This is a genomic window from Leifsonia sp. AK011 (assembly GCF_013410945.1).
Taxonomy (GTDB): domain Bacteria; phylum Actinomycetota; class Actinomycetes; order Actinomycetales; family Microbacteriaceae; genus Rhodoglobus.
The window spans coordinates 2,532,940-2,552,796 of sequence record NZ_JACCCH010000001.1; the positions used below are offsets into that span (position 1 = coordinate 2,532,940).

Annotated in this window: 22 protein-coding genes; 7 read left to right on the forward strand and 15 right to left on the reverse strand. The window is 66.4% G+C overall.

The genetic code is table 11. From position 1 onward, the window contains the following. Positions 1 to 67 precede the first annotated feature (67 nt). Positions 68 to 265 carry a hypothetical protein gene (locus tag HDC94_RS12390; protein ID WP_179498018.1) on the forward strand — a complete coding sequence of 66 codons (198 nt, stop codon included), beginning with the start codon at positions 68 to 70 and terminating at the stop codon, positions 263 to 265. Positions 266 to 369: 104 nt separating this feature from the next. After that, complete coding sequence (locus HDC94_RS12395) at positions 370 to 726, forward strand: hypothetical protein (protein WP_179498020.1); 357 nt, start codon at positions 370 to 372, stop codon at positions 724 to 726. On the opposite strand, the gene HDC94_RS12400 is transcribed toward HDC94_RS12395, so the two are convergent. The 3 genes from HDC94_RS12400 to HDC94_RS12410 all read right to left on the reverse strand — a co-directional run bounded on the left by HDC94_RS12400 (position 723) and on the right by HDC94_RS12410 (position 4,293). Then, entirely contained in the window at positions 723 to 1,403 is a 681-nt protein-coding gene (locus HDC94_RS12400; RefSeq protein WP_179498022.1) for a hypothetical protein, read from the reverse strand. The two genes, HDC94_RS12395 and HDC94_RS12400, sit on opposite strands and share 4 nt — an antisense overlap. Before the next feature lie 157 nt (positions 1,404 to 1,560). Beyond that, a complete protein-coding gene (coaD, locus tag HDC94_RS12405) occupies positions 1,561 to 2,055 on the reverse strand; it encodes a pantetheine-phosphate adenylyltransferase (RefSeq protein ID WP_179498024.1) in 495 nt (164 codons plus the stop codon). 63 nt (positions 2,056 to 2,118) lie between these two features. Then, positions 2,119 to 4,293, reverse strand: coding sequence for an ATP-dependent DNA helicase RecG (locus HDC94_RS12410; protein ID WP_179498026.1), 2,175 nt, complete (start codon positions 4,291 to 4,293; stop codon positions 2,119 to 2,121). A gap of 61 nt (positions 4,294 to 4,354) precedes the next feature. Between HDC94_RS12410 and rsmD the strand changes: the two genes are divergently transcribed. Further along, positions 4,355 to 4,909, forward strand: coding sequence for a 16S rRNA (guanine(966)-N(2))-methyltransferase RsmD (rsmD, locus tag HDC94_RS12415; RefSeq protein ID WP_179498028.1), 555 nt, complete (start codon positions 4,355 to 4,357; stop codon positions 4,907 to 4,909). Here rsmD and thiL read toward each other — a convergent pair. Next, positions 4,906 to 5,859 (reverse strand): thiamine-phosphate kinase, encoded by a 954-nt coding sequence (thiL, locus tag HDC94_RS12420; protein ID WP_179498030.1) that lies wholly within the window; start codon positions 5,857 to 5,859, stop codon positions 4,906 to 4,908. The two genes, rsmD and thiL, sit on opposite strands and share 4 nt — an antisense overlap. A 23-nt stretch (positions 5,860 to 5,882) precedes the next feature. Here thiL and HDC94_RS12425 point away from each other — a divergent pair, with 23 nt between their 5' ends. Then, on the forward strand, positions 5,883 to 6,338 hold the full coding sequence (locus HDC94_RS12425) for a DUF3515 family protein (RefSeq protein WP_179498031.1): 456 nt from the start codon (positions 5,883 to 5,885) through the stop codon (positions 6,336 to 6,338). A gap of 36 nt (positions 6,339 to 6,374) precedes the next feature. Beyond that, positions 6,375 to 8,030 carry a sodium:proton antiporter gene (locus HDC94_RS12430; protein ID WP_179498032.1) on the forward strand — a complete coding sequence of 552 codons (1,656 nt, stop codon included), beginning with the start codon at positions 6,375 to 6,377 and terminating at the stop codon, positions 8,028 to 8,030. A 3-nt stretch (positions 8,031 to 8,033) separates the two neighbouring features. On the opposite strand, the gene HDC94_RS12435 is transcribed toward HDC94_RS12430, so the two are convergent. Together HDC94_RS12435 and HDC94_RS12440 are read right to left on the reverse strand one after the other, a co-directional pair. After that, complete coding sequence (locus HDC94_RS12435; RefSeq protein ID WP_179499079.1) at positions 8,034 to 9,128, reverse strand: D-alanine--D-alanine ligase family protein; 1,095 nt, start codon at positions 9,126 to 9,128, stop codon at positions 8,034 to 8,036. After that, positions 9,128 to 10,168, reverse strand: coding sequence for an NAD(P)H-dependent glycerol-3-phosphate dehydrogenase (locus HDC94_RS12440; protein ID WP_179498033.1), 1,041 nt, complete (start codon positions 10,166 to 10,168; stop codon positions 9,128 to 9,130). Before HDC94_RS12440 ends, HDC94_RS12435 begins: the two co-directional genes overlap by 1 nt. Before the next feature lie 79 nt (positions 10,169 to 10,247). Between HDC94_RS12440 and HDC94_RS12445 the strand changes: the two genes are divergently transcribed. Beyond that, complete coding sequence (locus HDC94_RS12445; protein ID WP_179498034.1) at positions 10,248 to 10,490, forward strand: hypothetical protein; 243 nt, start codon at positions 10,248 to 10,250, stop codon at positions 10,488 to 10,490. Positions 10,491 to 10,494: 4 nt separating this feature from the next. Continuing rightward, positions 10,495 to 11,127: a GyrI-like domain-containing protein gene (locus HDC94_RS12450; protein ID WP_179498035.1), complete on the forward strand. Its 633-nt coding sequence runs from the start codon at positions 10,495 to 10,497 to the stop codon at positions 11,125 to 11,127. On the opposite strand, the gene HDC94_RS12455 is transcribed toward HDC94_RS12450, so the two are convergent. The 9 genes from HDC94_RS12455 to HDC94_RS12495 form a co-directional block, all read right to left on the reverse strand. Beyond that, positions 11,124 to 11,873 carry a 1-acyl-sn-glycerol-3-phosphate acyltransferase gene (locus HDC94_RS12455; RefSeq protein ID WP_179498037.1) on the reverse strand — a complete coding sequence of 250 codons (750 nt, stop codon included), beginning with the start codon at positions 11,871 to 11,873 and terminating at the stop codon, positions 11,124 to 11,126. The two genes, HDC94_RS12450 and HDC94_RS12455, sit on opposite strands and share 4 nt — an antisense overlap. A 6-nt stretch (positions 11,874 to 11,879) precedes the next feature. Further along, positions 11,880 to 13,247: a UDP-N-acetylglucosamine 1-carboxyvinyltransferase gene (gene murA / locus HDC94_RS12460; protein WP_179498039.1), complete on the reverse strand. Its 1,368-nt coding sequence runs from the start codon at positions 13,245 to 13,247 to the stop codon at positions 11,880 to 11,882. A 26-nt stretch (positions 13,248 to 13,273) separates the two neighbouring features. Then, a complete protein-coding gene (gene leuD, locus HDC94_RS12465) occupies positions 13,274 to 13,891 on the reverse strand; it encodes a 3-isopropylmalate dehydratase small subunit (RefSeq protein WP_179498041.1) in 618 nt (205 codons plus the stop codon). Then, entirely contained in the window at positions 13,891 to 15,354 is a 1,464-nt protein-coding gene (gene leuC / locus HDC94_RS12470) for a 3-isopropylmalate dehydratase large subunit (RefSeq protein ID WP_179498042.1), read from the reverse strand. The genes leuD and leuC overlap by 1 nt, the downstream gene beginning before the upstream one ends. A 189-nt stretch (positions 15,355 to 15,543) precedes the next feature. Further along, positions 15,544 to 16,146, reverse strand: a complete 603-nt coding sequence (locus tag HDC94_RS12475; protein ID WP_179498043.1) for an FHA domain-containing protein — start codon at positions 16,144 to 16,146, stop codon at positions 15,544 to 15,546. Positions 16,147 to 16,197: 51 nt separating this feature from the next. Next, positions 16,198 to 16,827: a hypothetical protein gene (locus tag HDC94_RS12480; protein WP_179498044.1), complete on the reverse strand. Its 630-nt coding sequence runs from the start codon at positions 16,825 to 16,827 to the stop codon at positions 16,198 to 16,200. After that, on the reverse strand, positions 16,824 to 19,160 hold the full coding sequence (locus tag HDC94_RS12485; RefSeq protein WP_179498045.1) for a hypothetical protein: 2,337 nt from the start codon (positions 19,158 to 19,160) through the stop codon (positions 16,824 to 16,826). The genes HDC94_RS12480 and HDC94_RS12485 overlap by 4 nt, the downstream gene beginning before the upstream one ends. A gap of 2 nt (positions 19,161 to 19,162) precedes the next feature. Continuing rightward, positions 19,163 to 19,438 carry a hypothetical protein gene (locus tag HDC94_RS12490; protein ID WP_179498046.1) on the reverse strand — a complete coding sequence of 92 codons (276 nt, stop codon included), beginning with the start codon at positions 19,436 to 19,438 and terminating at the stop codon, positions 19,163 to 19,165. A 56-nt stretch (positions 19,439 to 19,494) separates the two neighbouring features. Beyond that, positions 19,495 to 19,788, reverse strand: a complete 294-nt coding sequence (locus tag HDC94_RS12495) for a WXG100 family type VII secretion target (protein ID WP_179498047.1) — start codon at positions 19,786 to 19,788, stop codon at positions 19,495 to 19,497. Positions 19,789 to 19,857 lie beyond the last annotated feature (69 nt).

Genomic DNA, 19,857 nt, shown 5'->3' on the forward strand with positions numbered 1-19,857 from the left:
CGTGAGTTCACCCCACGTTCACCGGCGCGCCAGATGCCATGTCACCCGTCCCCGCCACACTGGAGGCGTGAACCACACGGCACACTTCTCGCTCATCGAGGATGGGCACGGGCACTGGATCATCCGCCACCAGATCACGGATTTCTTCGCGGGCACCATCCTGCGCACCGCCAACGGCTTTCGTCTCCGCAACGAGAACGGTCGCACCGTGGGCAACTTCCCGTCCATCGAGGCCGCGCTCGAGGGCCTGTACGCGCGGGCGTAGCGCCGACACTCCAGCGGTGGTGACCTAGCGGGGCGGCTATGCCGCCACGCGTGGAGTCTCGTGTCACGTTCAGTCGACGTGCTGGCCAGCGCTACCCTGTCGGCATGAGGATGCCGCGGCCCACCGACTCCGACAAGGAGCTTTTCCGCGATCTCGTGGGTGACTTCGCGGGCGCCTCGGTCAAGCCGATGTTCGCCAACCTCGGCGCGTTCGTGAACGGCAACATGTTCGCGGGACTGCTCGGCGATGTCATCGGAGTGAAGCTGCTCGATGAGGAGATCCGCGAAGAACTGCGGAACGCTCCGGGCACCGTGGGCTTCGGCCCGGGCGAGCAGCCGCTGCGCGAGTACGTGGGGCTGCCGACGAGTTGGCCCCGCGACGAACTGAGCGACTGGCTCGGTGTCGCGTTCGCGCAGACAAGCGAGCTGCCCCCGAAGGATCCGCGCAAGAAGAAGAGCTAGCCACCGCGCCGCACGTGGCGGCCACGGACCCTGTCGGGCTGGGCCGCGATCACATTGGCCATGGGCGGCAGCACGGGGCTTCCGCCCTTTCCCTCGACGCGCCGCAGCGCGTTCATGAGGCTGAGAGCGTTGATCACCGGCTGCACCTGCTCGAGGGGCAGCTTCGCGACCTGCGCCAGCTTCTCCACGGTCATGAGCGACTTCACGCTCGTCTTCACCACGTGGACCTGTTCGGGAGTGGAGGGCAGGAGGTCGAAGTCCGGCCACCACTTCAGACGGTACTTGTCGCCGTGCCGCAGCCAGGATGCCCGCTCACTACCGAACGCGTGAAGGCCGATCATCCACAGCAACGGCCCCAGCCCGAGACGTTCACCGGCGAGTCCGGGGGCATCCCCCTCGATCGGATAGGTGCCGATGACCACATTGTCGGGAAGCGGCGGGAACTCCGCGAGCCGGTGTTGCCACACGTACTCCTGGCTCCGGAGGTCGATGGCGATGGTGCCGAACCCCGACGGCGAGAGGGAGACGAGCATGGGCTTGGGGATCTGCTGGATTCCGTGGATGGCCGTGGCGGATGTCCCCCATCCCGGTGCGGCGGGAGGGGGTGCAGGCGTCGGACCGGAGGCGAAGGGTGCGGTCGCGGGTGGCGCTGACGGCGGAATCGTCGGATCAGTCACGGTCGCACTCCCCCTACGGCGATCGAATGGCTGCTGTTAAAGCGCAGATGCGAAGCCCGTGTTGCGGCTCCGCATCTCCAGTGCCCCAACCTTAGGGCACGGGCGGCAAGCGCCTCTGTACCCCGTTCGGGCTTCAGCCAGCTCGCGCCGGGCGGAGCTATTCGACGTCGCCCGGCACCTGCAGGAATCGTGCAACGACCGGCGGAACGTAGGGTGTGACATCCCCACCGAGCGCCGACACCTGGCGCACGAGGGAACTCGACACGTGCGAGTGCGCCGGGCTGGGGAGGAGGAACACGGTCTCCACTCCCCCGAGGTCACGGTTGACGATCGCCATGGGCGTCTCGTACGCGACATCCACCTGCGAACGGATGCCCTTGACGAGCACGGTCGCGCCGACATCGCGGCAGTAATCCACGAGGAGGCCGACGCTCCAGCTCGTCACAAGGATGTTGTCGCCGAACCCCGCTTCGGCGATGGCCTCCTGGATGAGCGAGACACGCTGCGCAATCGGCAGCAGCGCCGCTTTGTCGGGGTTGTGGACCACGAGCACGTGGAGTTCGTCGAAGATGCCGGCGGCTCGTTCGATCACATCCAAGTGCCCGAGGGTGATCGGGTCGAACGACCCAGGAACAACGGCGATCCTGCTCATGTCCCTCACGATAGCCGGTTGGTGTTACCGGTTCGTGACAATGACCCGAAATGTCGACGATGCTCAGTTCTTCGACAGGAACGCCTCGGCCTCGGCGTCGAGCCGCCGATCGAGCGCGTCACGAAGCGGAGTGTGCTGCGCGAGGGTCGGATCGTCCGCGAGGATCGCCGCCGCAACCTCCCTCGCCTCGGCGATGACCTCGGCGTCTCGCGTGACGCGGACGAGACGCAGGCTCGACCTGCCACCTGACTGCGTGCTCCCGAGCACGTCGCCCTCCTGCCGCAGCTCGAGGTCCTTGTTCGCGAGCTCGAAGCCGTCGAGCGTGGATGCCACGGCCTCCACCCTCTCGCGTGCGAGCGTCTCGACCTCCGCCCCCGTCACCAGCAGGCACAGCCCCGGAACGGATCCACGACCCACCCGCCCACGCAACTGGTGCAACTGCGAGACGCCGAACCGCTCCGCGTCGAGCACGACCATCGCCGAGGCGTTCGGCACGTCGACACCCACCTCGATCACGGTCGTGGAGACGAGCACGTCGATGTCGCCCGCGGCAAAGGCACGCATGATGGCGTCCTTCTCGTCGCTCGGCAGCTTGCCGTGAAGTCCCTCGATGCGCCTGCCCTCGAAGAGCGGGTTCGCGCGGAGGGAGGCGAGAGTCTCGGTGACGGTGGCGAGCCGTGCTGCGGGAAGCCCCTCGATCGGTTCGGGAAGGTCGGAGTCGGCCGGGGCGGCCCCTTCGAGAGCCTCAGGGCCCGACGAGGGGTCGATCGCCGGACATACGACGAAACCCTGGTGCCCCTTGGCCAACTCCTCGGAGAGCCGCTCCCAGACGCGGTTGATCCAGCCGGGCCGCTCGGCCGTGGGTACAACGTGGGTGGAGATCGGCTGTCGACCGGCAGGAAGCTCACGAATGGTGGAGATGTCGAGGTCCCCGAAGACGGTCATCGCGACGGTTCGCGGGATCGGCGTGGCCGTGAGCACGAGCACGTGCGGTGGCCGCTCCCCCTTGACCCGCAGGGCCTCACGCTGCTCCACACCGAAGCGGTGCTGCTCATCGACGACCACGAGCCCGAGGTCGAAGAACGTGACGGCGTCACCGAGAAGGGCGTGCGTACCGACGACGATCCGGGCGGAGCCCGACACGATCGCGAGCAGAGCCTTGCGGCGCTCCGCTGCGGGGAGCTGCCCCGTGAGGATGGTGGGCCTCAGACGTGCGGCCAGATCGGGGCCGAGCGTGCGCACGATCGATCGCAGGTGCTGGTGGGCGAGCACCTCGGTAGGCGCGAGTAACGCCGACTGACCACCGGACTCAGCGACCGCGAGCATGGCCCGCAGCGCGACGAGGGTCTTGCCCGAACCGACCTCGCCCTGGATGAGACGGTTCATCGGCACCTCGGCGGCGAGATCGTTCGCGACCTCCTCGCCGACCGTGCGCTGGTCCGACGTGAGCGTGAACGGTAGGGTCGCGTCGAACCCCTCCAGGATCGCGCCCGGAGTACGACCCGTGGCCGCGGTCTCGCGCAGGCGCTCGCGTTGACGCAGGAGCGCGGCCTGCAGCACGAACGCCTCCTGGAACCGCAGAGTGGCCCGGGCAACCGCCCAGTCCGAGTCCTTCGTGGGGCGGTGCACCAGCTCCAGCGCCCGACGGAACGTCATCAGATTGCGACCCTTGCGCACAGCATCCGGGACCGGATCCTCGAGTTCGGGGAGTGTGTCGAGCACGAGCGCGACGGACTTCTGGATCTGCCAACTCGACACCGTCGAGGTCGCGGGGTAGATCGGAATCGGGAGCTCGGCCCACGCCTGCACCGTCGCGGGGTCGGTCTGCTCGTCGAACAGCTCGTAGTCGGGATGCGCGAGCTGACGTGAGTTGCGGTAGACGCCGACCTTGCCGGCGAAAATGCCACGCACGCCTGGACGCAACTCGTTCTCGCGCCACTTCTGGTTGAAGAAGGTGAGTGTGAGGGTTCCCTTGCCGTCACCGATGAGCACTTCTGAGATGGTGCCGCGCCTGGCCTGCATCGATCGCGACCGCACCTCGAGCACCTCAGCGACGATGGTCACGTTGGTGTCGAGCGGGAGCTCCGTGAGCACCGTGAGCTCGCCACGCCGCGCGTAGCGGCGGGGGTAGTGGCTGAGCAGGTCGCCGATCGTCGCGAGTCCCAGCCCGCGCTCGAACGCGGCAGCCGTGCGGCCGCCGAGGGCGGTCGCGAGCTTGGCGTCGAGCGGAGAGTTCACGGTACGAGGCTAACCGCGACCACCACCACTCGTGGCCAGGGCCCTCGATAGGATGGCTCGCGTGACCCGCATCATCGCAGGCTTCGCCGGGTCGATCACGATCGCGGTGCCCGGCTCCGGCACGCGACCCACGAGTGATCGGGTGCGCGAGGCCCTGTTCTCCGCCCTCGAGGCCCGGGACGCCATCGACGGGATGCGCGTGCTCGACCTCTACGCCGGCTCCGGCGCACTCGGACTGGAGTCGCTATCGCGGGGAGCCACCCACGTCACCCTCGTCGACCGCTCGATCGCGACGGCTCGGAAGAACGGCGCACGCGTCGCTGGCCTCGCCCCGAAGAGTGCGCGACCGGAGGTGGTGACGTCCGGCCAGTCCGTGCAGGCGTTCCTCGACGGCGCCCGCAGCTTCTGGGATCTCGTCTTCCTCGACCCGCCCTACGAACTCAGCACCGAGGAGCTCGAGCGCAACCTCGCGTCACTCGCTCCGCGCCTCTCCCCCGACGCGCTCGTGATCGTCGAACGCAGCACGCGATCGCGGGAGCCAGAACTTCCCGAGGGCCTGGAGCTCGAGCGCCGCAAGGACTACGGCGACACCGCGCTGTACTGGATCTCGGCCTAGCCCACGCCGCCGTTCCACCCGCGATAGGGATCCCAGCCCGCGCGTTCGACGTCGACCCCGTCAAGCGTGATGCCCAGGCCCTCGACGACCACGCCGATCGCGCGGAAACCTCCCGGCAGTTCCGTGCCGGGAGGGAACGTCGCGAGCAGCGAGTGGTCCTCTCCTCCGGTGAACTCCTCCGGCGTGAGCCCCTCCAGCGCGAGCGCGACACCGCTCGCGGAGGCAATGCGTGCCGCGTCGATCGCGAGGCCATCGCTCAGGTCGAGCATCGCGGTGGCTCCGGCCGTCGCGGCGGCCCTGCCGTCCGCGATGGGCGGGTGCGGCCTGAGCTGGGCGGCGATCGGCACGGGATGCTCGGCGGCTACGCGGGCTGCTGCCGTGGCATCCGGGACACCATCGACGACACCGCGCTCGAACAGCAGACGAAGGCCCTCGGCCGCGGCGCCGAGGTCGCCGGAGACAGCCACGATGTCACCCGCTCGCGCTCCGGATCGCAGCACGGGTGCCCTGCCCTCGAGGTCCCCGAAGGCGGTCACCGCGATCGTGAGCGTGCTCGAGACGGAGAGGTCACCGCCGACGACTCCCGCCCCGGGTGCCAGCGCTGCGCACCCCTCGCGCAGGCCGTCGGCGAACGACTCCAGGAACTCGATCGATGTTTCGGCCGGCGCCGCGAGCGCCACCACGAGCGCCGTGGGAACCGCACCCATCGCGGCGACATCGGAGAGATTGGATGCCGCGGCCTTCCACCCCAAGTCGTACGGTGTCGACCATGCGAGCCTGAAATCCGGCCCGTGGATCATCATGTCGGTCGTCACCACGAACCGGCCATCGGGCGCCGCAACGACGGCCGCGTCATCCCCCGGGCCGAGCAGTTGCGCGGTAGCGGCGGGAAGCTTCGGGAAGATGCGCGCAAGAACGGCGGACTCACCGAGGGAGCCGAGAGTCGTCATGCGACCACGCTAGCCTGAAGGGGATGAGAGTCTCACTGCCCCTCGGCATCGCTGCCGTCGCCCTCCTGCTCGCCGGATGCGCTCCGACGGTGGCGCTCGAGCCCGCGGACGACGCGGCGAGCCCGCTGTGCGCGGAGGTGACCGTTCGGCTTCCCGACGCCATCGACGAGTTCGCCGCGCGCGAGACCAACGCCCAGGCGACGGGCGCGTGGGGTCAGCCCGTGGCGGTCGTGCTGCACTGCGGCGTGCCGACCCCGGCCCCCACCGCCGAGTTCCCGTGCGTGACCGTCGAGGGCATCGACTGGCTCCGGGATGACACGGATGCACCGAGCTACGTCTTTACGAGCTACGGCCGCACCCCCGCCGTCGAGGTCGTCGTGGACTCCGATGTCGCCTCCGGCCTGGACGCACTCACAGCGTTGGCCCCGGCGGTCGGGCGCCTGCCCGTCGAGGGTGCCTGCATCACCCCCGAGGGCTGATTCGACACTCGCCAACACGAGCGACAGGCTGGTGCCATGGAAGAGATCCTCGTCATCCTCGTCATCGGACTGGTCGTCATCGCCGCGGCGACTCTCCTGGGCGAGCGCTTCGGTGTCGCTTCTCCGCTGATCCTCGTCGCCGTGGGTGTCGGCGCGAGCTTCCTACCCCTCTTCGACTCGATCCAGGTCGACCCCGAGCTCATACTGCAGGGGGTGCTTCCCCCACTCCTCTACTCGGCGGCCGTCTCCATGCCCACGATGAACTTCCGTCGTGAGTTCGGGGCGATCAGCGGGCTCTCCGTGCTGCTGGTGGTCGTGAGCGCGCTCCTGCTCGGGCTGTTCTTCATGCTCGTTATCCCCGGTCTGGGTTTCGCGTGGGGCGTCGCACTCGGCGCGATCATCAGCCCGACGGATGCCGTGGCCACCTCGATCATCAAGCGTTCACCCGTCTCGCCCCGGGTCGTCGCACTGCTGGACGGCGAGAGCCTCCTCAACGACGCGACTGCCCTGGTAGTCCTGCGCACCGCCATCGTCGCCACCGCGGCAACCTTCTCGTTCTGGGGTTCCGTGGGCACGTTCGCGTACTCGGTCGCCATCGCCATCGTCATCGGCGTGGTCGTCGCGGCGCTCAATCTGGCGGTCCGGCGGCGCATCACCTCACCGACCGTGAACACCGTGATCTCCTTCACGGTGCCGTTCCTGGCCTCCGTGCCCGCGGAGCTCCTCGGGGCCTCCGGGCTCGTCGCCGCAGTCGTTGCGGGGCTGATCACGGGAATCCGCGCTCCGCGCGAGCTATCGCCCCAGCACCGACTGTCGGATTCGCAGAACTGGCGCACCGTGGAGCTCGTCCTCGAGGGCGCTGTCTTCCTCACCATGGGCATCCAGATCAAGGCCATCATCACCGACGTCGAGCGCGACCATGCCGGCGTCGGAGTGTCACTCGTGATCGCCTTTGCGGCGCTCGCGCTCATCATCCTCATCCGGGCTGCGTACGTCGCTCCCCTCCTCGCCGTGCTCTCCCGTCTGACTCGACGGGGTGCGAACATGCAGGGGCAACTTCAGGGGCTTCAGGAGAAGCTCGCCGATCCCAACGAACGCGTCGCGGCCTATACCGACTTCGCGAGGGGCCGAGCGCCGAAGGCTCGGGACGCCCAACGATTCGCCACCCGGGTCACGCGCGTCCTGGCCGACATCGACTACTTCCGGCGGCAGCCACTGGGATGGCGAGAGGGCACGATCGTCGTCTGGGCTGGCATGCGCGGAGCCGTGACGGTCGCGGCGGCACAGATTCTCCCCGAGGAGACGCCCGCCCGGTCGGTGATTGTGTTGATCGCCTTCGCCGTCGCCCTCTTCTCGCTCACCATCCAGGGTGGCACGCTCGCGGCGGTCATCAGGCGACTCGGGCGCGCAGCGGACAAGAGCGCCGCTGAGATCGACCATGACGCCGAGACCGCCGGGATCATGGACCTCCTCATGACGACGGCCAAACAGTTCGACGAGCCTGCGACCGTGGAGGGTGAGCCGCGGCTCGCAACCTTCGCGCGTCGGAAGGAGTATCGGCTCACGGTGCTTCGAGCCCAGCGCACAGCGCTGCTCGATGCTCGCGACAACGGGACGTTCGATGCCGACGTGCTCGAGAAAGCTCTCGCCGACCTTGATGCGTCGGAGATCGCGATCGAGATGCGGGGCTGAGCCCTACCGCACAGCCTCGAGTCCGAGCTGGATCAGCTCGTCGATCAGTTCCGTGTAGCTGAGACCGCTCGCCTGCCAGCACTTCGGGTACATCGAGATCGGAGTGAAGCCGGGCATGGTGTTGAGCTCGTTCACCACGAACTGCGTGCCCGTGAAGAAGAAGTCGACGCGGGCGAGTCCCGACCCGCCGATCGCGTCGAAGGCACGTGCGGCGATGCGCTGCATCTCGGCGAGCTCGTCGGGCTCGAGGGATGCCGGGCACACGAGTTCCGCGGCATCCGGGTCGATGTACTTCGCCTCGAAGTCGTAGAACTCACGCCCATGCATGATGATCTCGCCCGCAACGCTCACGCGCGGAGCCGAGCCGCCGCGCCCCGACAGCACGCCACACTCCACCTCGCGACCGACGATTGCGGCCTCGACGAGCGCTCGGGAATCCTCCGCGAACGCCACCGTGAGAGCCGCGTCGAGGTCGTCGAGCGACGACACCTTCGTGACGCCCACGGACGAACCGGCCCGTGCAGGCTTGACGAAGAGCGGCAGGCCCAGGCTCGTGACCTGGGCGAGCAGGGCGTCGCGGTCCTCGCTCCAGCTGCGCGGCGACACGGTGACCCAGGGCGCGACAGTGACCCCGGCACCCTCGAGGGCCGTCTTGGCGAAGTGCTTGTCCATGCCGAGGGATGACGCGAGCACCCCGTTGCCCACATACGGCAGACCCGCGAGCTCGAGGAGACCCTGGATCGTGCCATCCTCGCCGAAGGGACCGTGGAGGATCGGGAACACCACGTCGACATCCCCCAGCGAGCGAGTCTCGCCCGAGGCATCCGTGACGGTGAGCTCGCGGGTGAGCGCGGAACTCGGCCAGTGGATGCGCGTGCCGTTGTCGTGCACGACCGGCATGTTGTCGGGGTTCATCGCGAAGAGCGCTGCGTCGTCGGGCTGGAGGGTGAAAGCGCCGTCCTTGGTGATGCCGATCGGGATCACGTCGTACTTGGTGCGATCGATCGCCGAGAGCACACCGGCCGCCGTCGAGCAGCTGATCTCGTGCTCTGACGATCGCCCGCCGAAGAGGAGGGCGACGGTCAGCCTGGTCACGATTACTCTCCCTGCGGCAGTTCGTCGGTGGTGAGGTGCGGGGCGATATCCCGCGGATTCAGCGTACCGGCAAGCACTTCGGCGACCTGGCTGACGATCGGCATCTGCACACCCTTGGCCAGGGCGAGCTCGAGGACCGGGGCGACCGACGAGAGTCCCTCCGCGGTCTGGTTCATCTGCGAGATCACCTCGGAGTAGCTGTAGCCCTGCCCGAGCAGGCGTCCAGCGGTGTTGTTGCGACTGAGCGAACTCTCGCACGTCGCGATGAGGTCGCCAAGGCCGGCTAGGCCCGCGAGCGTCTCCGCCTTGGCGCCGTAGGCGACGGCGAAGTCGGTCATCTCGGCAAGACCGCGTGTGATGATCGAGGCCTTCGTGTTCTCGCCGTAGCCGACCCCGTCGACGATGCCGATCGCCACGGCCACGAGGTTCTTGAGAACTCCGCCGAACTCGGTGCCGATGACATCCGTGTTCACGAAACTGCGGAAGTAGGGGTTCGTCGCAGTCATGGCGACAACAGTCGCCGTCGGCAGGTGCTCCGACGAGATCACGGCTGCTGTCGGCTGCTCCTTGGCGATCTCAAGCGCGAGGTTCGGGCCGGATGCCACGGCAACACGCTCCGCGCCGATGCCCAACTCCTGGCGGATCACCTCGCTCATGCGTGCCCCTGTGCCCTTCTCAACACCCTTCATGAGGGAGACGACGATGGCAGTGTCCGGGATGAGGTCGCGCACGATGCGGAGGTTCTCGCGCAGGGACTGCGAGGGAACGGAGAGGTAGACCTGCTCGGCACCCTCGAGAACCTCGGGCAGGCGCGAGGAGGCCCAGAGGTTGCGGGGCAGGTTGATACCCGGCAGGTAGTCACTGTTGCGATGTGATTGGGTGATCTCGCGCGCCAGCTCGGAGCGTCGAGCCCAGATGGCGACGTCGGAGCCGCCGTCCGCGAGGATCTTCGAGAACGTGGTGCCCCACGATCCAGCGCCGAGAACGGCGACACGGCGAGCGGGGGTCACGCTGTTGTCTGACACTCGACCATTCTGCGGCATGGGGGTGTGTTGCGGCGGTACCGGCGGGTGTCGAGTCTGGGCTCGCGAGGAGTTCTCGCTATCCACCTAGACTCGGGGCGTGCCGTTCTTCCTCCTGTTCTACGCGATCGTGCTGGTCGTGTGGTTCATCATCCTCGTGGCGGGTTTTCTCCTGTCTGCGGCGTCCATCGTCCTGGGCGTCGTCTATTACGTCCGACACACATCTACCGGTGCACTCGCACGGACCCACCTCGCGGTGACGATCGTCCTCGCCGTATCCGGGCTAGTCCTCCTCGCACTGGCCATCACCGGTGCAGTGCTCGTCGGGTCGTCCCTGGCCTAGCGTCATGGCACCATCGACCGCTGTCGACGTCAAGAAGACACTCGACAGCTACCAGGCTCGGCGCGGGGAGTTCCGCATCCTCGAGGTACCCCGGATGCAGTACCTCATGCTTGACGGACACGGCGACCCCAACACCTCCCCGGCCTTCGCCGAAGCGATCACGGCGCTGTATCCCGTCGCCTACAAGCTCAAGTTCGCGAGCAAGAACGAACTCGGACGCGACTACGTCGTCCCGCCGCTCGAAGGCCTGTGGTGGTCGCCTGACATGAGCGCGTTCACAAGCGCGCGGGACAAGTCCCGCTGGAACTGGACGCTCATGATCATGGTGCCGGAGTGGATCGACGCGGAGATGGTCGAGACGGCCAGGACCGTCGCCGCGCGCAAGGCCGACTCATCCGCCGCCATCGAGAACGTGCGATTCGAGACCCTCGAGGAAGGGCTGTGCGTTCAGACCCTGCACATCGGCTCGTTCGACGACGAGACCGCGACCCTCGCGCGACTGCACGACGAGTTCATCCCGAACAACGGGCTCGCGATGACGGGAACGCATCACGAGATCTACTTCAGTGACTTCAGGAAGGTCGAGCCGAGCAAGCTGCGCACGATCCTGCGGCAGCCGGTCACGAAGCGGGCCTAGCTCTCGAGCTTGCCGAACTCCGTCTGGCCGTGCTCGGTCGGGTCCCAGCGCTCGGAAGGCGCCGACTCGCCACGCAGCTCCTCAAGGAGGGCCGTGACATCCTGCATCACGGCATTCGTCGCGGCGGCGAAGGTCGCAGACGTGCGCGGTGCATCCTTCCACGGGGACAGATCGACGGGCTCGCCGATGATGATCTCCACGTTCTTGCGCGGGAACAGGCTCAACTTCTTCGAGTAGCGCGGCAGGATCTGCTGCGCACCCCAGTGGGCACACGGGATGATCGGGATGTCATGCTCCAGGGCAAGTCGAACCGCTCCAGACTTACCGCGCATGGGCCACATATCCGGGTCGCGCGTGAGGGTGCCCTCCGGATAGACGATCACCGCGAGCCCGTGGTCCACGAGCCGTGACGCGGCCATCAGTGGGTCCGAACCACTCGACCCGACAGCTCCGCGCTCGATCGGGATCTGCCCGGTCGCACGCAGGGCAGCACCCAGGACGGGCACCCTGAAGAGTCCAGCCTTCGCGAGGAAGCGGGGAACGCGACCTGCCCGCCACAACGTGTACGCCGTGACGAGCGGGTCGATGTTCGAGTAGTGGTTGGGCGTCAGGATGAAGGCGCCCTCGGGAAGACGGTCGAGATTCCTGAACCGATACCGGCCCACCAGGAGCAGAAACGGAACGACGATCGCGGCGAGAACACGCCAGACGAAGGTCTTCTCGCTCTTCTTCCCGGCCGTTGCCAACGCTAGTTAGCCCTCGTAGACGAAGTCGGCACCGAGCTCCGACAGCTTGTCGATGAAGTGCTCGTAACCACGGCTGATGATGCCGATGTTGGTCACACGCGACTGGCCCTCGGCCGTGAGCGCTGCGATGAGGTGGCTGAAACCACCGCGCAGGTCGGGGATCTCGACATCCGCACCGTGAAGGGGGGTCGGACCGACGATCACGGCCGCCTGCTCGAGCGGACGACGCGGAACACGGCGGGTGACCGACTCGAGGCCGTCCTTGTGCACGACGATGTCGGCACCCATCTCGATGAGTGCGTCGGTGAAGCCAAAGCGGTTCTCGTACACCGTCTCGTGGACGACACTGCGTCCCTCCGCCTGCGTGAGCGCGACGATGAGGGGCTGCTGCCAGTCCGTCATGAAACCGGGGTGCACGTCCGTCTCGACGACGACGGGCTTGAGCACACCACCCGGGTGCCAGAAGCGGATGCCGTCCTCCTGGATGTCGAACGCGCCACCCACCTTGCGGTAGATGTTGAGGAACGTCATGAGTTCCTGCTGCTTGGCGCCGGCGACGAAGATGTCGCCACCGGTCGCGAGAGCGGCAGAAGCCCAGCTCGCGGCCTCGTTGCGGTCGAACAGCGCACGGTGCGTGTAGCCCTGGAGCTTCTCAACACCCTCGATGAAGATCACGCGGTTGGGCTCGACATTGATGATCGCGCCCATCTTCTGCAGGATCGCGATGAGGTCCATGATCTCGGGCTCGATGGCCGCGTTCTTGAGCTCGGTGACACCCTCGGCCAGCACGGCCGTGAGCAGCACCTGCTCGGTCGCGCCGACACTCGGGTAGGGCAGCTCGATGTTGGCGCCCTTGAGACCGTTCGGAGCCGTCAGGCGGATACCCTCGTAGCTCTTGTCGACGATCGCACCGAACGCACGGAGCGCGTCCATGTGGAAGTCGATGGGACGGTCACCGATGCGGCAACCCCCGAGGTCCGGGATGAGAGCCTCACCAAGACGGTGAAGGAGCGGCCCGCAGAAGAGGATCGGGATGCGACTGGAGCCGGCCAGCGCATCGATCTGCGCGAAGTGCGCCTTGAGCACGTTGGAGGGGTCGAGCAGTAGCTCGCCCTCACCGACCTTGGTGACCGTGACGCCGTAGGCACCGAGCATCCCGGTGACGACGCCGACATCACTGATGTCGGGAACGTCCTGGAGGTGGCTCGGGGTGTCGGCGAGAAGCGCTGCGACCATGGCCTTGGTGGCGAGGTTCTTGGCCCCGCGCACATCGACACGTCCACGCAGCGGCTTGCCGCCGTTGATGATGATCTCGTCCGAGGAGAGGCCCACTCGTGCGGCCGCCTTCCGTGCGTCCTTCGTCACCGAATTCATGTATTCCTCTGTCTGCCTGTGTTCACTCAGCTTTTGGCCGGGAGGGTTGTGGGACGCCAGCTCTCACGACGGCTCTCGAACTCGGTGATGTGCGTTTCATCCCGAAGAGTCAGGCCAATGTCGTCCAGACCTTCCAGCAGGCGCCACCTAGTGTAATCGTCGATCTGGAAGGGGAAGCTGGCTGTTCCGACGGTCACCGTCTTGGCAACAAGGTCGACGGATGCTTCTATTCCCGGGTTCTCGTCGACGATCAACCAGATCGTCTCGATGTCCTTCTCCGTGAGCTCCGCCGCGAGCAGGCCCTGCTTGCCCGAGTTGCCGCGGAAGATGTCACCGAAGCGGTGGCTGAGAACGGCCGCGAAACCGTAGTCGCGCAGGGCCCAGACCGCGTGCTCGCGACTGGAACCGGTGCCGAAGTCGGGGCCGGCAATGAGAACGCGCACCTCGGTACCCGGGTTCGCGACCTGGAATGGCTCACGGTTGAGCACGAACTCGGGGTCCTGGCGCCACTGGTAGAACAGGGCGTCATCGAAACCGGTCTTGGTCACGCGCTTGAGGAACTGCGCGGGGATGATCTGGTCGGTGTCGACGTTCGAGCGCTGGAGCGGCACGGCAATACCGGTGACGGTGGAGATCGCATCCATTATTTGCCTCCCGCTGGTGACATTTCGAGAGCCTCAATGAACGGGGCGTCGAGATCGCTCGGACTCGACAGTGTGCCACGGATTGCCGTCGCTGCCGCAACGACGGGCGAGACGAGGTGGGTACGCCCACCCTTGCCCTGACGGCCCTCGAAGTTGCGGTTGGACGTGGAGGCGCACCGCTCACCGGGAGCGAGCTGGTCCGGGTTCATCCCGAGACACATGGAACAGCCGGCGAAGCGCCACTCGGCACCGAACTCCTCCACGATCTTGTCGATACCCTCTGCCTCGGCCTCGATGCGCACTCGCGCAGACCCGGGCACGACCATGACGCGCACGCCATCGGCCTTCTTCTGGCCCTTGATGATCGACGCGAAGACACGGAGATCCTCGATACGACTGTTGGTGCAGGAGCCCATGAAGACAGCGTCCACGGGGATCTCCTTCATGGGAGTCCCGGGCACCAGATTCATGTACTCGAGTGCACGCTCGGCGGCCGCACGGTCGTTGGGGTCGGTGAAGTCGGCCGGCTGCGGAACGGACCCGCTCAGCGAGATGCCCTGGCCGGGGTTCGTTCCCCACGTGACGAACGGCTCGAGCTCGTCGGCGTCGAGGAAGACCTCGGCATCGAACACCGCGTCGTCGTCGGTGGCGAGGGTGTTCCAGTAGGCGACCGCGTCATCCCAGTCCTGCCCCTCCGGCGCGTGCGGGCGACCCTTGAGGTAGGCGTAGGTCGTCTCATCCGGGGCCACCATGCCGGCGCGCGCGCCGGCCTCGATCGACATATTGCAGATCGTCATGCGGCCCTCCATGGAGAGCGAACGGATGGCACTGCCGCGGTACTCCAGGACGTAGCCCTGCCCACCACCGGTGCCGATCTTGGCGATGACCGCGAGGATGATGTCCTTGGCTGTCACACCCGGCTTGAGCTCGCCCTCGACCGTGATCGCCATGGTCTTGAACGGCTTCAGCGGCAGGGTCTGCGTCGCCATGACGTGCTCGACCTCGCTCGTTCCGATACCGAACGCCATGGCCCCGAAGGCACCGTGAGTGGAGGTGTGCGAGTCACCGCAGACCACCGTGATGCCGGGCATCGTGAGGCCGAGCTGGGGGCCGACGACGTGCACGATGCCCTGCTCGATGTCGCCGAGCGAGTGCAGGCGGATGCCGAATTCCTTGGCGTTGGCGCGAAGGGTCTCGATCTGGGTGCGACTGATCGGGTCGGCGATGGGCCGGTCGATGAGCAGCGTCGGGGTGTTGTGGTCCTCGGTGGCGATCGTCAGGTCGGGGCGGCGCACGGGGCGTCCTGCCATCCGAAGACCGTCGAAGGCCTGCGGGCTCGTCACCTCGTGAACGAGGTGGAGATCGATGTAGATGAGGTCGGGGCTGCCGTTCTCACCCTTGACCACCAAGTGGTCGTCCCACACTTTCTCAGCGAGGGTGCGGGGTCGTGCTGTTTCCGTCATGAATGCTGTCCTTCGTCGGATTCCGAATGCCCAGCCCTTGTCGCCGCCTTGCGCGCGGTCGGACTCCGCGACGAGGGAGGCTAGTGACTAGACCTCGTCGCGGCGGCGAAGAAGAAGTCGAACGAAACGCATTCGTCGAGGTTACCACTGCGGGCCGGGGCAATCGGCGGAACCCACCCGCTGGTTGTGTCAGCTGAACTCGACCTGAATCGTCACATCTCCGAGTTCGAGATCGGCACCCGGAGCGAGCGCTGCGCGAGTACCCGGGGCCACCTCGCTGGGGCTCTCCCCCGGCAGCACGACCCACACACCGTTCGTCGAGTCGAGGTCGTGGACCCAGAGGCCGTCGTCGTCCACCTCGAGTAGTGCGTGGGTCTTCGAGATGGACTTCGACGGATCGGGCACCACGAGCAACTCAGCGTCGGGGAACTCCGCGGTCGAGGAGGGGTTACGACCGAGGAATAGCGCACCCTCCACCACCACGGGAGCCTCGATTCCCGGTACCGTCAATCGCCAAGCCCGCGGGAGAGTTCGGGGCGGAACGATTCGCGTCTCGTCGTTGTCCGCGAGATCGGCCGCCTCGACGGATGCAGCGTCGCCTGGCTCTTCGACTTCGTCGCTAGTCTCGGCCACTGCCGGCACGACCGGTGGAGCTCCGGGAACCACCGGCACGAACACGATCTCGTCGGCCGGGATCCGCTCCGTGCGCTCCGGACGAGGGCGTCGATGCGTGCCGGAGTCGGGATCGATGAGGCCGGGCGGCAGGGAGATGAAGCCGTCGTCATCCGCCATGGCTGCCCCCTTCGCGAGAAATGCTCCGGGGATCGATGCTACTGGAGTGCGTCAGTCGGCGCTGAGGGGAGCCCGGACGGTCTTACTCTCGAGAGACGGCTGGGGATCGAAGTACCCAAGCGCGATGTCATCCGCATCGCATCCGCCCTCTCCGCCGCGCACATCATCGAGTTTCAGAGTGCCGTCGTCATCGATCACGACGAGCGTGATACTCAGTGGTTCGACGCCCTCAGTGGTCGCTTCGGGGTGGTCCTCCGACACATACCACTGGCCCGAAACGGCGCACATCAAAACATCGGCGCCGCCCTCATCGTTTTCGGTAACCGAGATCGGTATCTGAGGGAGAGGACCCGGGTAGACGAGGGGATCGCTGTTGTCCTCGCCGCGATCAGAGATATGCGCCCTGTACACCGCCTCGATACGCTCAGCCGTCGTGGTCTCCGTCAGCTGCGAGATCGTGTAGTCAGCCACATTGTTGGCGAGCACGAATCCCAGGGATGCTGCGAGGGCGACCTCTACGTAAGGATCGTCGTAGAGCCCTCCGGTGGGTTCCGAGGGCTGCCAGTTAATGGTTGGTGTGGCAATCTCCGTGGGCGCACCACCCGACGGGTCGCAGGCCGTGAGCATGAGTACGGCGACAGCCGTCACGCCCGCAACGAGAGCTTTCACGGGCTTTCTCACCACTGGTCCTCATACTTCACGACGCCATCGTACTTGACGACATGATCCGCCCAATTGCCGAGCTTGTCGTCGTACTGCTGGGCCAGTGTGTCAATGATGTTGTCGTCGAAGGCACTGTCCGGTTGTCCGGAATTCGTCCAGGCCTCGAGGGCATCCTGCAGAGCGGCACCGGTGCCATCGCTGTTATACCAATCGAGCAGGTCGCCGCTCGGTGGGTCGATACCGGCGATGTAGCTCGGGTCGACCTCGCTGAAGTACTGGTAGATCGACTGTGCGATTGTCGTTCGAATGGAGTCCTGGAGAGTCCCCTCCCTGTTCTCGTCGAACTGCGCGAGAGCCTGCTCGGTCTGAGATGCCCAGAGATCGGAGACGGCCGTTGACCCCATATCCAGCACAGCGCCGGTAGCCACGCCCTGGGCCCAGCTGAGGACGAACCCTGCCGCTCCCCCCACGGCGTCGCCCAACATCGGAACAGGCACCGCGCCCAGCACAAGCGTGATAGCTGAGACGGCCGCCTCTCGATCCGCGTCACTGCCCTCGGCATTCTCAATCAACTGCCCCTGAGTTGCGGCCTCCACCGCGGCCTGCAGGGCCACCATGCGATCAAGAGCACGGTCGATGTCGGCGGTGTTGCCACTGGACATCGCCATGTTGAGCAACGTCTCCTGGTACGACGAGACTCCGAAGCTGAGAACCGCCGCTCCACTCTCGTGGCTCCCAGACCGAGCAAGGAACACCGCGAGCTCCTTCTCGGTGAGCACTGGCACCCACTCCCCGTTCTCGAGTTGCGTCGCGCCCGAGAGCAGGCCCTGTGGGCCGTTCCCCATGATCGTGTACTCGGTGAGCCCCGCGATGTTGACGACGAATCCTGCCGCCAGAGACGCGCTCGCGGCATCGCTGATGTTCTCGGGCAGGAACAGCTCGCTGGTGATGAGGGCCCGCATGATCCGACCGTCAAGAATCGCGACATCCTCCGGGGTCGCGGCCCCATCACCACCGTTGACTGGACCGCCGGAAGCCTGTTGGCTGCCGAACCAGAGGTCGGCGACACCCTGGAATCCGTCGTGCGTGATGTACCAGGGGATGTCGGCGTTGTTCTGGTCAAGCCAGTACATGTTGTCGTAGCGGTCGTGGTACCAGTAGTCGACGCGGTCGTCACCCGTGCCGCCATCCGTGAGCCACTCGAAGGCTGCATCGGGGTACTGTCCGAGCGTCGAGAAGATCGGCCCAGAGGCATCCGACATGCGGTTTCCGTCGTTGCCGAACTCCTGGAGCCCCAGCCAGAGACCACCGCCAGTCTCGTCCATCAGCCACTGGAAGCCATTCACGCGCTCGAACTCGTCGATCTCGTTTGCTGCGGCGATGGCGAGAGTGAGGCCGAGCGGCGAATCGACGACATCGCTGAACAGGTAGGCGATCGAATCGCCCTTGTCCTGTCCAACGTCGAACATGCTGTCTGCGAACTCGTCGGCCACGGGCTGTGTCCAGTTGCGCGAACCGGTCGACAGGCCGGACCTCGTGAGCACGGCGAGCGCGAGCGCTGCCGCTGCCACGGACGGATCGTTCGCACCCCAGTCACCGATCGCCTCGATGAGGTTGACCGTGTCCTCGCCACCGAGCGCGAGGTAGAAGTCCGACATCACGCTCTCGTTGTTCTCGTACATGCCGAGCATGAGCGCGAGAGCGTCGTAGTCCGCCGGGTCCGCTCCGCCCGCAGCGATCCGCTGGGCGAGTTCGAGAAGCGCCTCTTTGTTCAGACCTCGAGTCAGGTCACCAACGCCAGTGATCCCCACGCTCGCGAGCGCGGCCACGGTGTCCGTCCAGTTGTCGGGCAGTGCAGCTGACAGTGCGCGGATCGCGTCATCGTCGGCTGCCGCTCGTTCCAGAGCCAGACGGTAGATCTCGTCCCGGGCATCCTGCGCCTGGTACTGGGCCATGTAGCGGTTGTTCTGCCAGCGCTCGAAACCCTCGGGGTCCGTGAGCTGGTTGGGCTGCGCCACCGTGTACACATCGAGAGCATCGGCGAGAGCGCCCTTCGCGGTGGCCGCGCGGTTGCTGATGCTCAGCGTCGTCGAGTGATAGGCACTGATCGCACTCTTTCCCTCAAGAATGCGGTCGCGGGACGCGGTCAGATCAGCGGCAAGAGCGGTGTTCGCCTCGCGCCATGCGTCGGCCGCCAGCCCCGTCCACGCTGCGACGCTCGTCGCGATCGCGCCGAGGGCCTCCTGCGCGTCCCAGTAGCTCGTCGAGGCCGTCGTCAGCGCTGAGGTCGCGTTGGTCATGCATCCGAGCTCCACCGACCCCGGGTTGTCATCGGTCCATGGCTCAGCCACGATCAGCCTTCCGTTCCTGCAGCGAGGGCCGCATCCAACTCGTCGGCCTCATCGGCCGCGAGAGACGCGTCGCCCGACAGTCCCTGAATGCGCTCCGACGCGATGCGACCAGTGAGCACGACCCAGAGGTCGAAGTCGGCCGCAGCCCGCGCGACCGCGGGGCTGCCGCATCCGCTCAGATCGACGATGGAGTGTTGAGGCATCGAGCCGACCAGATCGGTGAGGCTCCCTGCTGCCCCGCGAAGCAACTCCCCGGAGATGTTCAGATCACCTGACATGGCTGACGGTCCCTTCTACCTTCTAGTCGAGCGATCCCACTCGGTGGTCGCGAGTTCTACTGGATGGAGGACGCGATTGCCTGGTCGGTCTCCTGGAGGGTCTGCGCGGTCTTGCGCAGGAAGTTGGAGAGCCCCGTGAGACCCTCGATGGTCTGCTTGGCGCCGTTCGAGTAGTTCTCGAAGGCGGCCTGGTACGCGCCGGAGGCCTGTGACGTGACGAAGCCGTCTCCCACGAGCTGGTTGATGAGGGTGTTGAGCTCCTGCATCTTGGTCGTGAGATCGTCGCGGCCCTGCTCGAGGCGGCCTGCGGCGTTGTTGATGCTGTCGTAGCTGACGTTGATGTTGCTCATGGCATTCCCCTTAGGTTTCTCCGCACGGTGTGCACGGCTTCGGTTGTAGTTGTGAATCTAGTTGCCGAG

What these genes read in the sequence shown, in the direction of transcription:
- HDC94_RS12395 (WP_179498020.1), top strand. Translation starts at nt 370, where the DNA reads ATGAGGATGCCGCGGCCCACCGACTCCGACAAGGAGCTTTTCCGCGAT.
- coaD (WP_179498024.1), bottom strand. Translation starts at nt 2,055, where the DNA reads ATGAGCAGGATCGCCGTTGTTCCTGGGTCGTTCGACCCGATCACCCTC.
- thiL (WP_179498030.1), bottom strand. Translation starts at nt 5,859, where the DNA reads ATGACGACTCTCGGCTCCCTCGGTGAGTCCGCCGTTCTTGCGCGCATC.
- HDC94_RS12425 (WP_179498031.1), top strand. Translation starts at nt 5,883, where the DNA reads ATGAGAGTCTCACTGCCCCTCGGCATCGCTGCCGTCGCCCTCCTGCTC.
- HDC94_RS12430 (WP_179498032.1), top strand. Translation starts at nt 6,375, where the DNA reads ATGGAAGAGATCCTCGTCATCCTCGTCATCGGACTGGTCGTCATCGCC.
- HDC94_RS12440 (WP_179498033.1), bottom strand. Translation starts at nt 10,168, where the DNA reads ATGCCGCAGAATGGTCGAGTGTCAGACAACAGCGTGACCCCCGCTCGC.
- HDC94_RS12450 (WP_179498035.1), top strand. Translation starts at nt 10,495, where the DNA reads ATGGCACCATCGACCGCTGTCGACGTCAAGAAGACACTCGACAGCTAC.
- murA (WP_179498039.1), bottom strand. Translation starts at nt 13,247, where the DNA reads ATGAATTCGGTGACGAAGGACGCACGGAAGGCGGCCGCACGAGTGGGC.
- leuD (WP_179498041.1), bottom strand. Translation starts at nt 13,891, where the DNA reads ATGGATGCGATCTCCACCGTCACCGGTATTGCCGTGCCGCTCCAGCGC.
- leuC (WP_179498042.1), bottom strand. Translation starts at nt 15,354, where the DNA reads ATGACGGAAACAGCACGACCCCGCACCCTCGCTGAGAAAGTGTGGGAC.
- HDC94_RS12475 (WP_179498043.1), bottom strand. Translation starts at nt 16,146, where the DNA reads ATGGCGGATGACGACGGCTTCATCTCCCTGCCGCCCGGCCTCATCGAT.
- HDC94_RS12490 (WP_179498046.1), bottom strand. Translation starts at nt 19,438, where the DNA reads ATGTCAGGTGATCTGAACATCTCCGGGGAGTTGCTTCGCGGGGCAGCA.
- HDC94_RS12495 (WP_179498047.1), bottom strand. Translation starts at nt 19,788, where the DNA reads ATGAGCAACATCAACGTCAGCTACGACAGCATCAACAACGCCGCAGGC.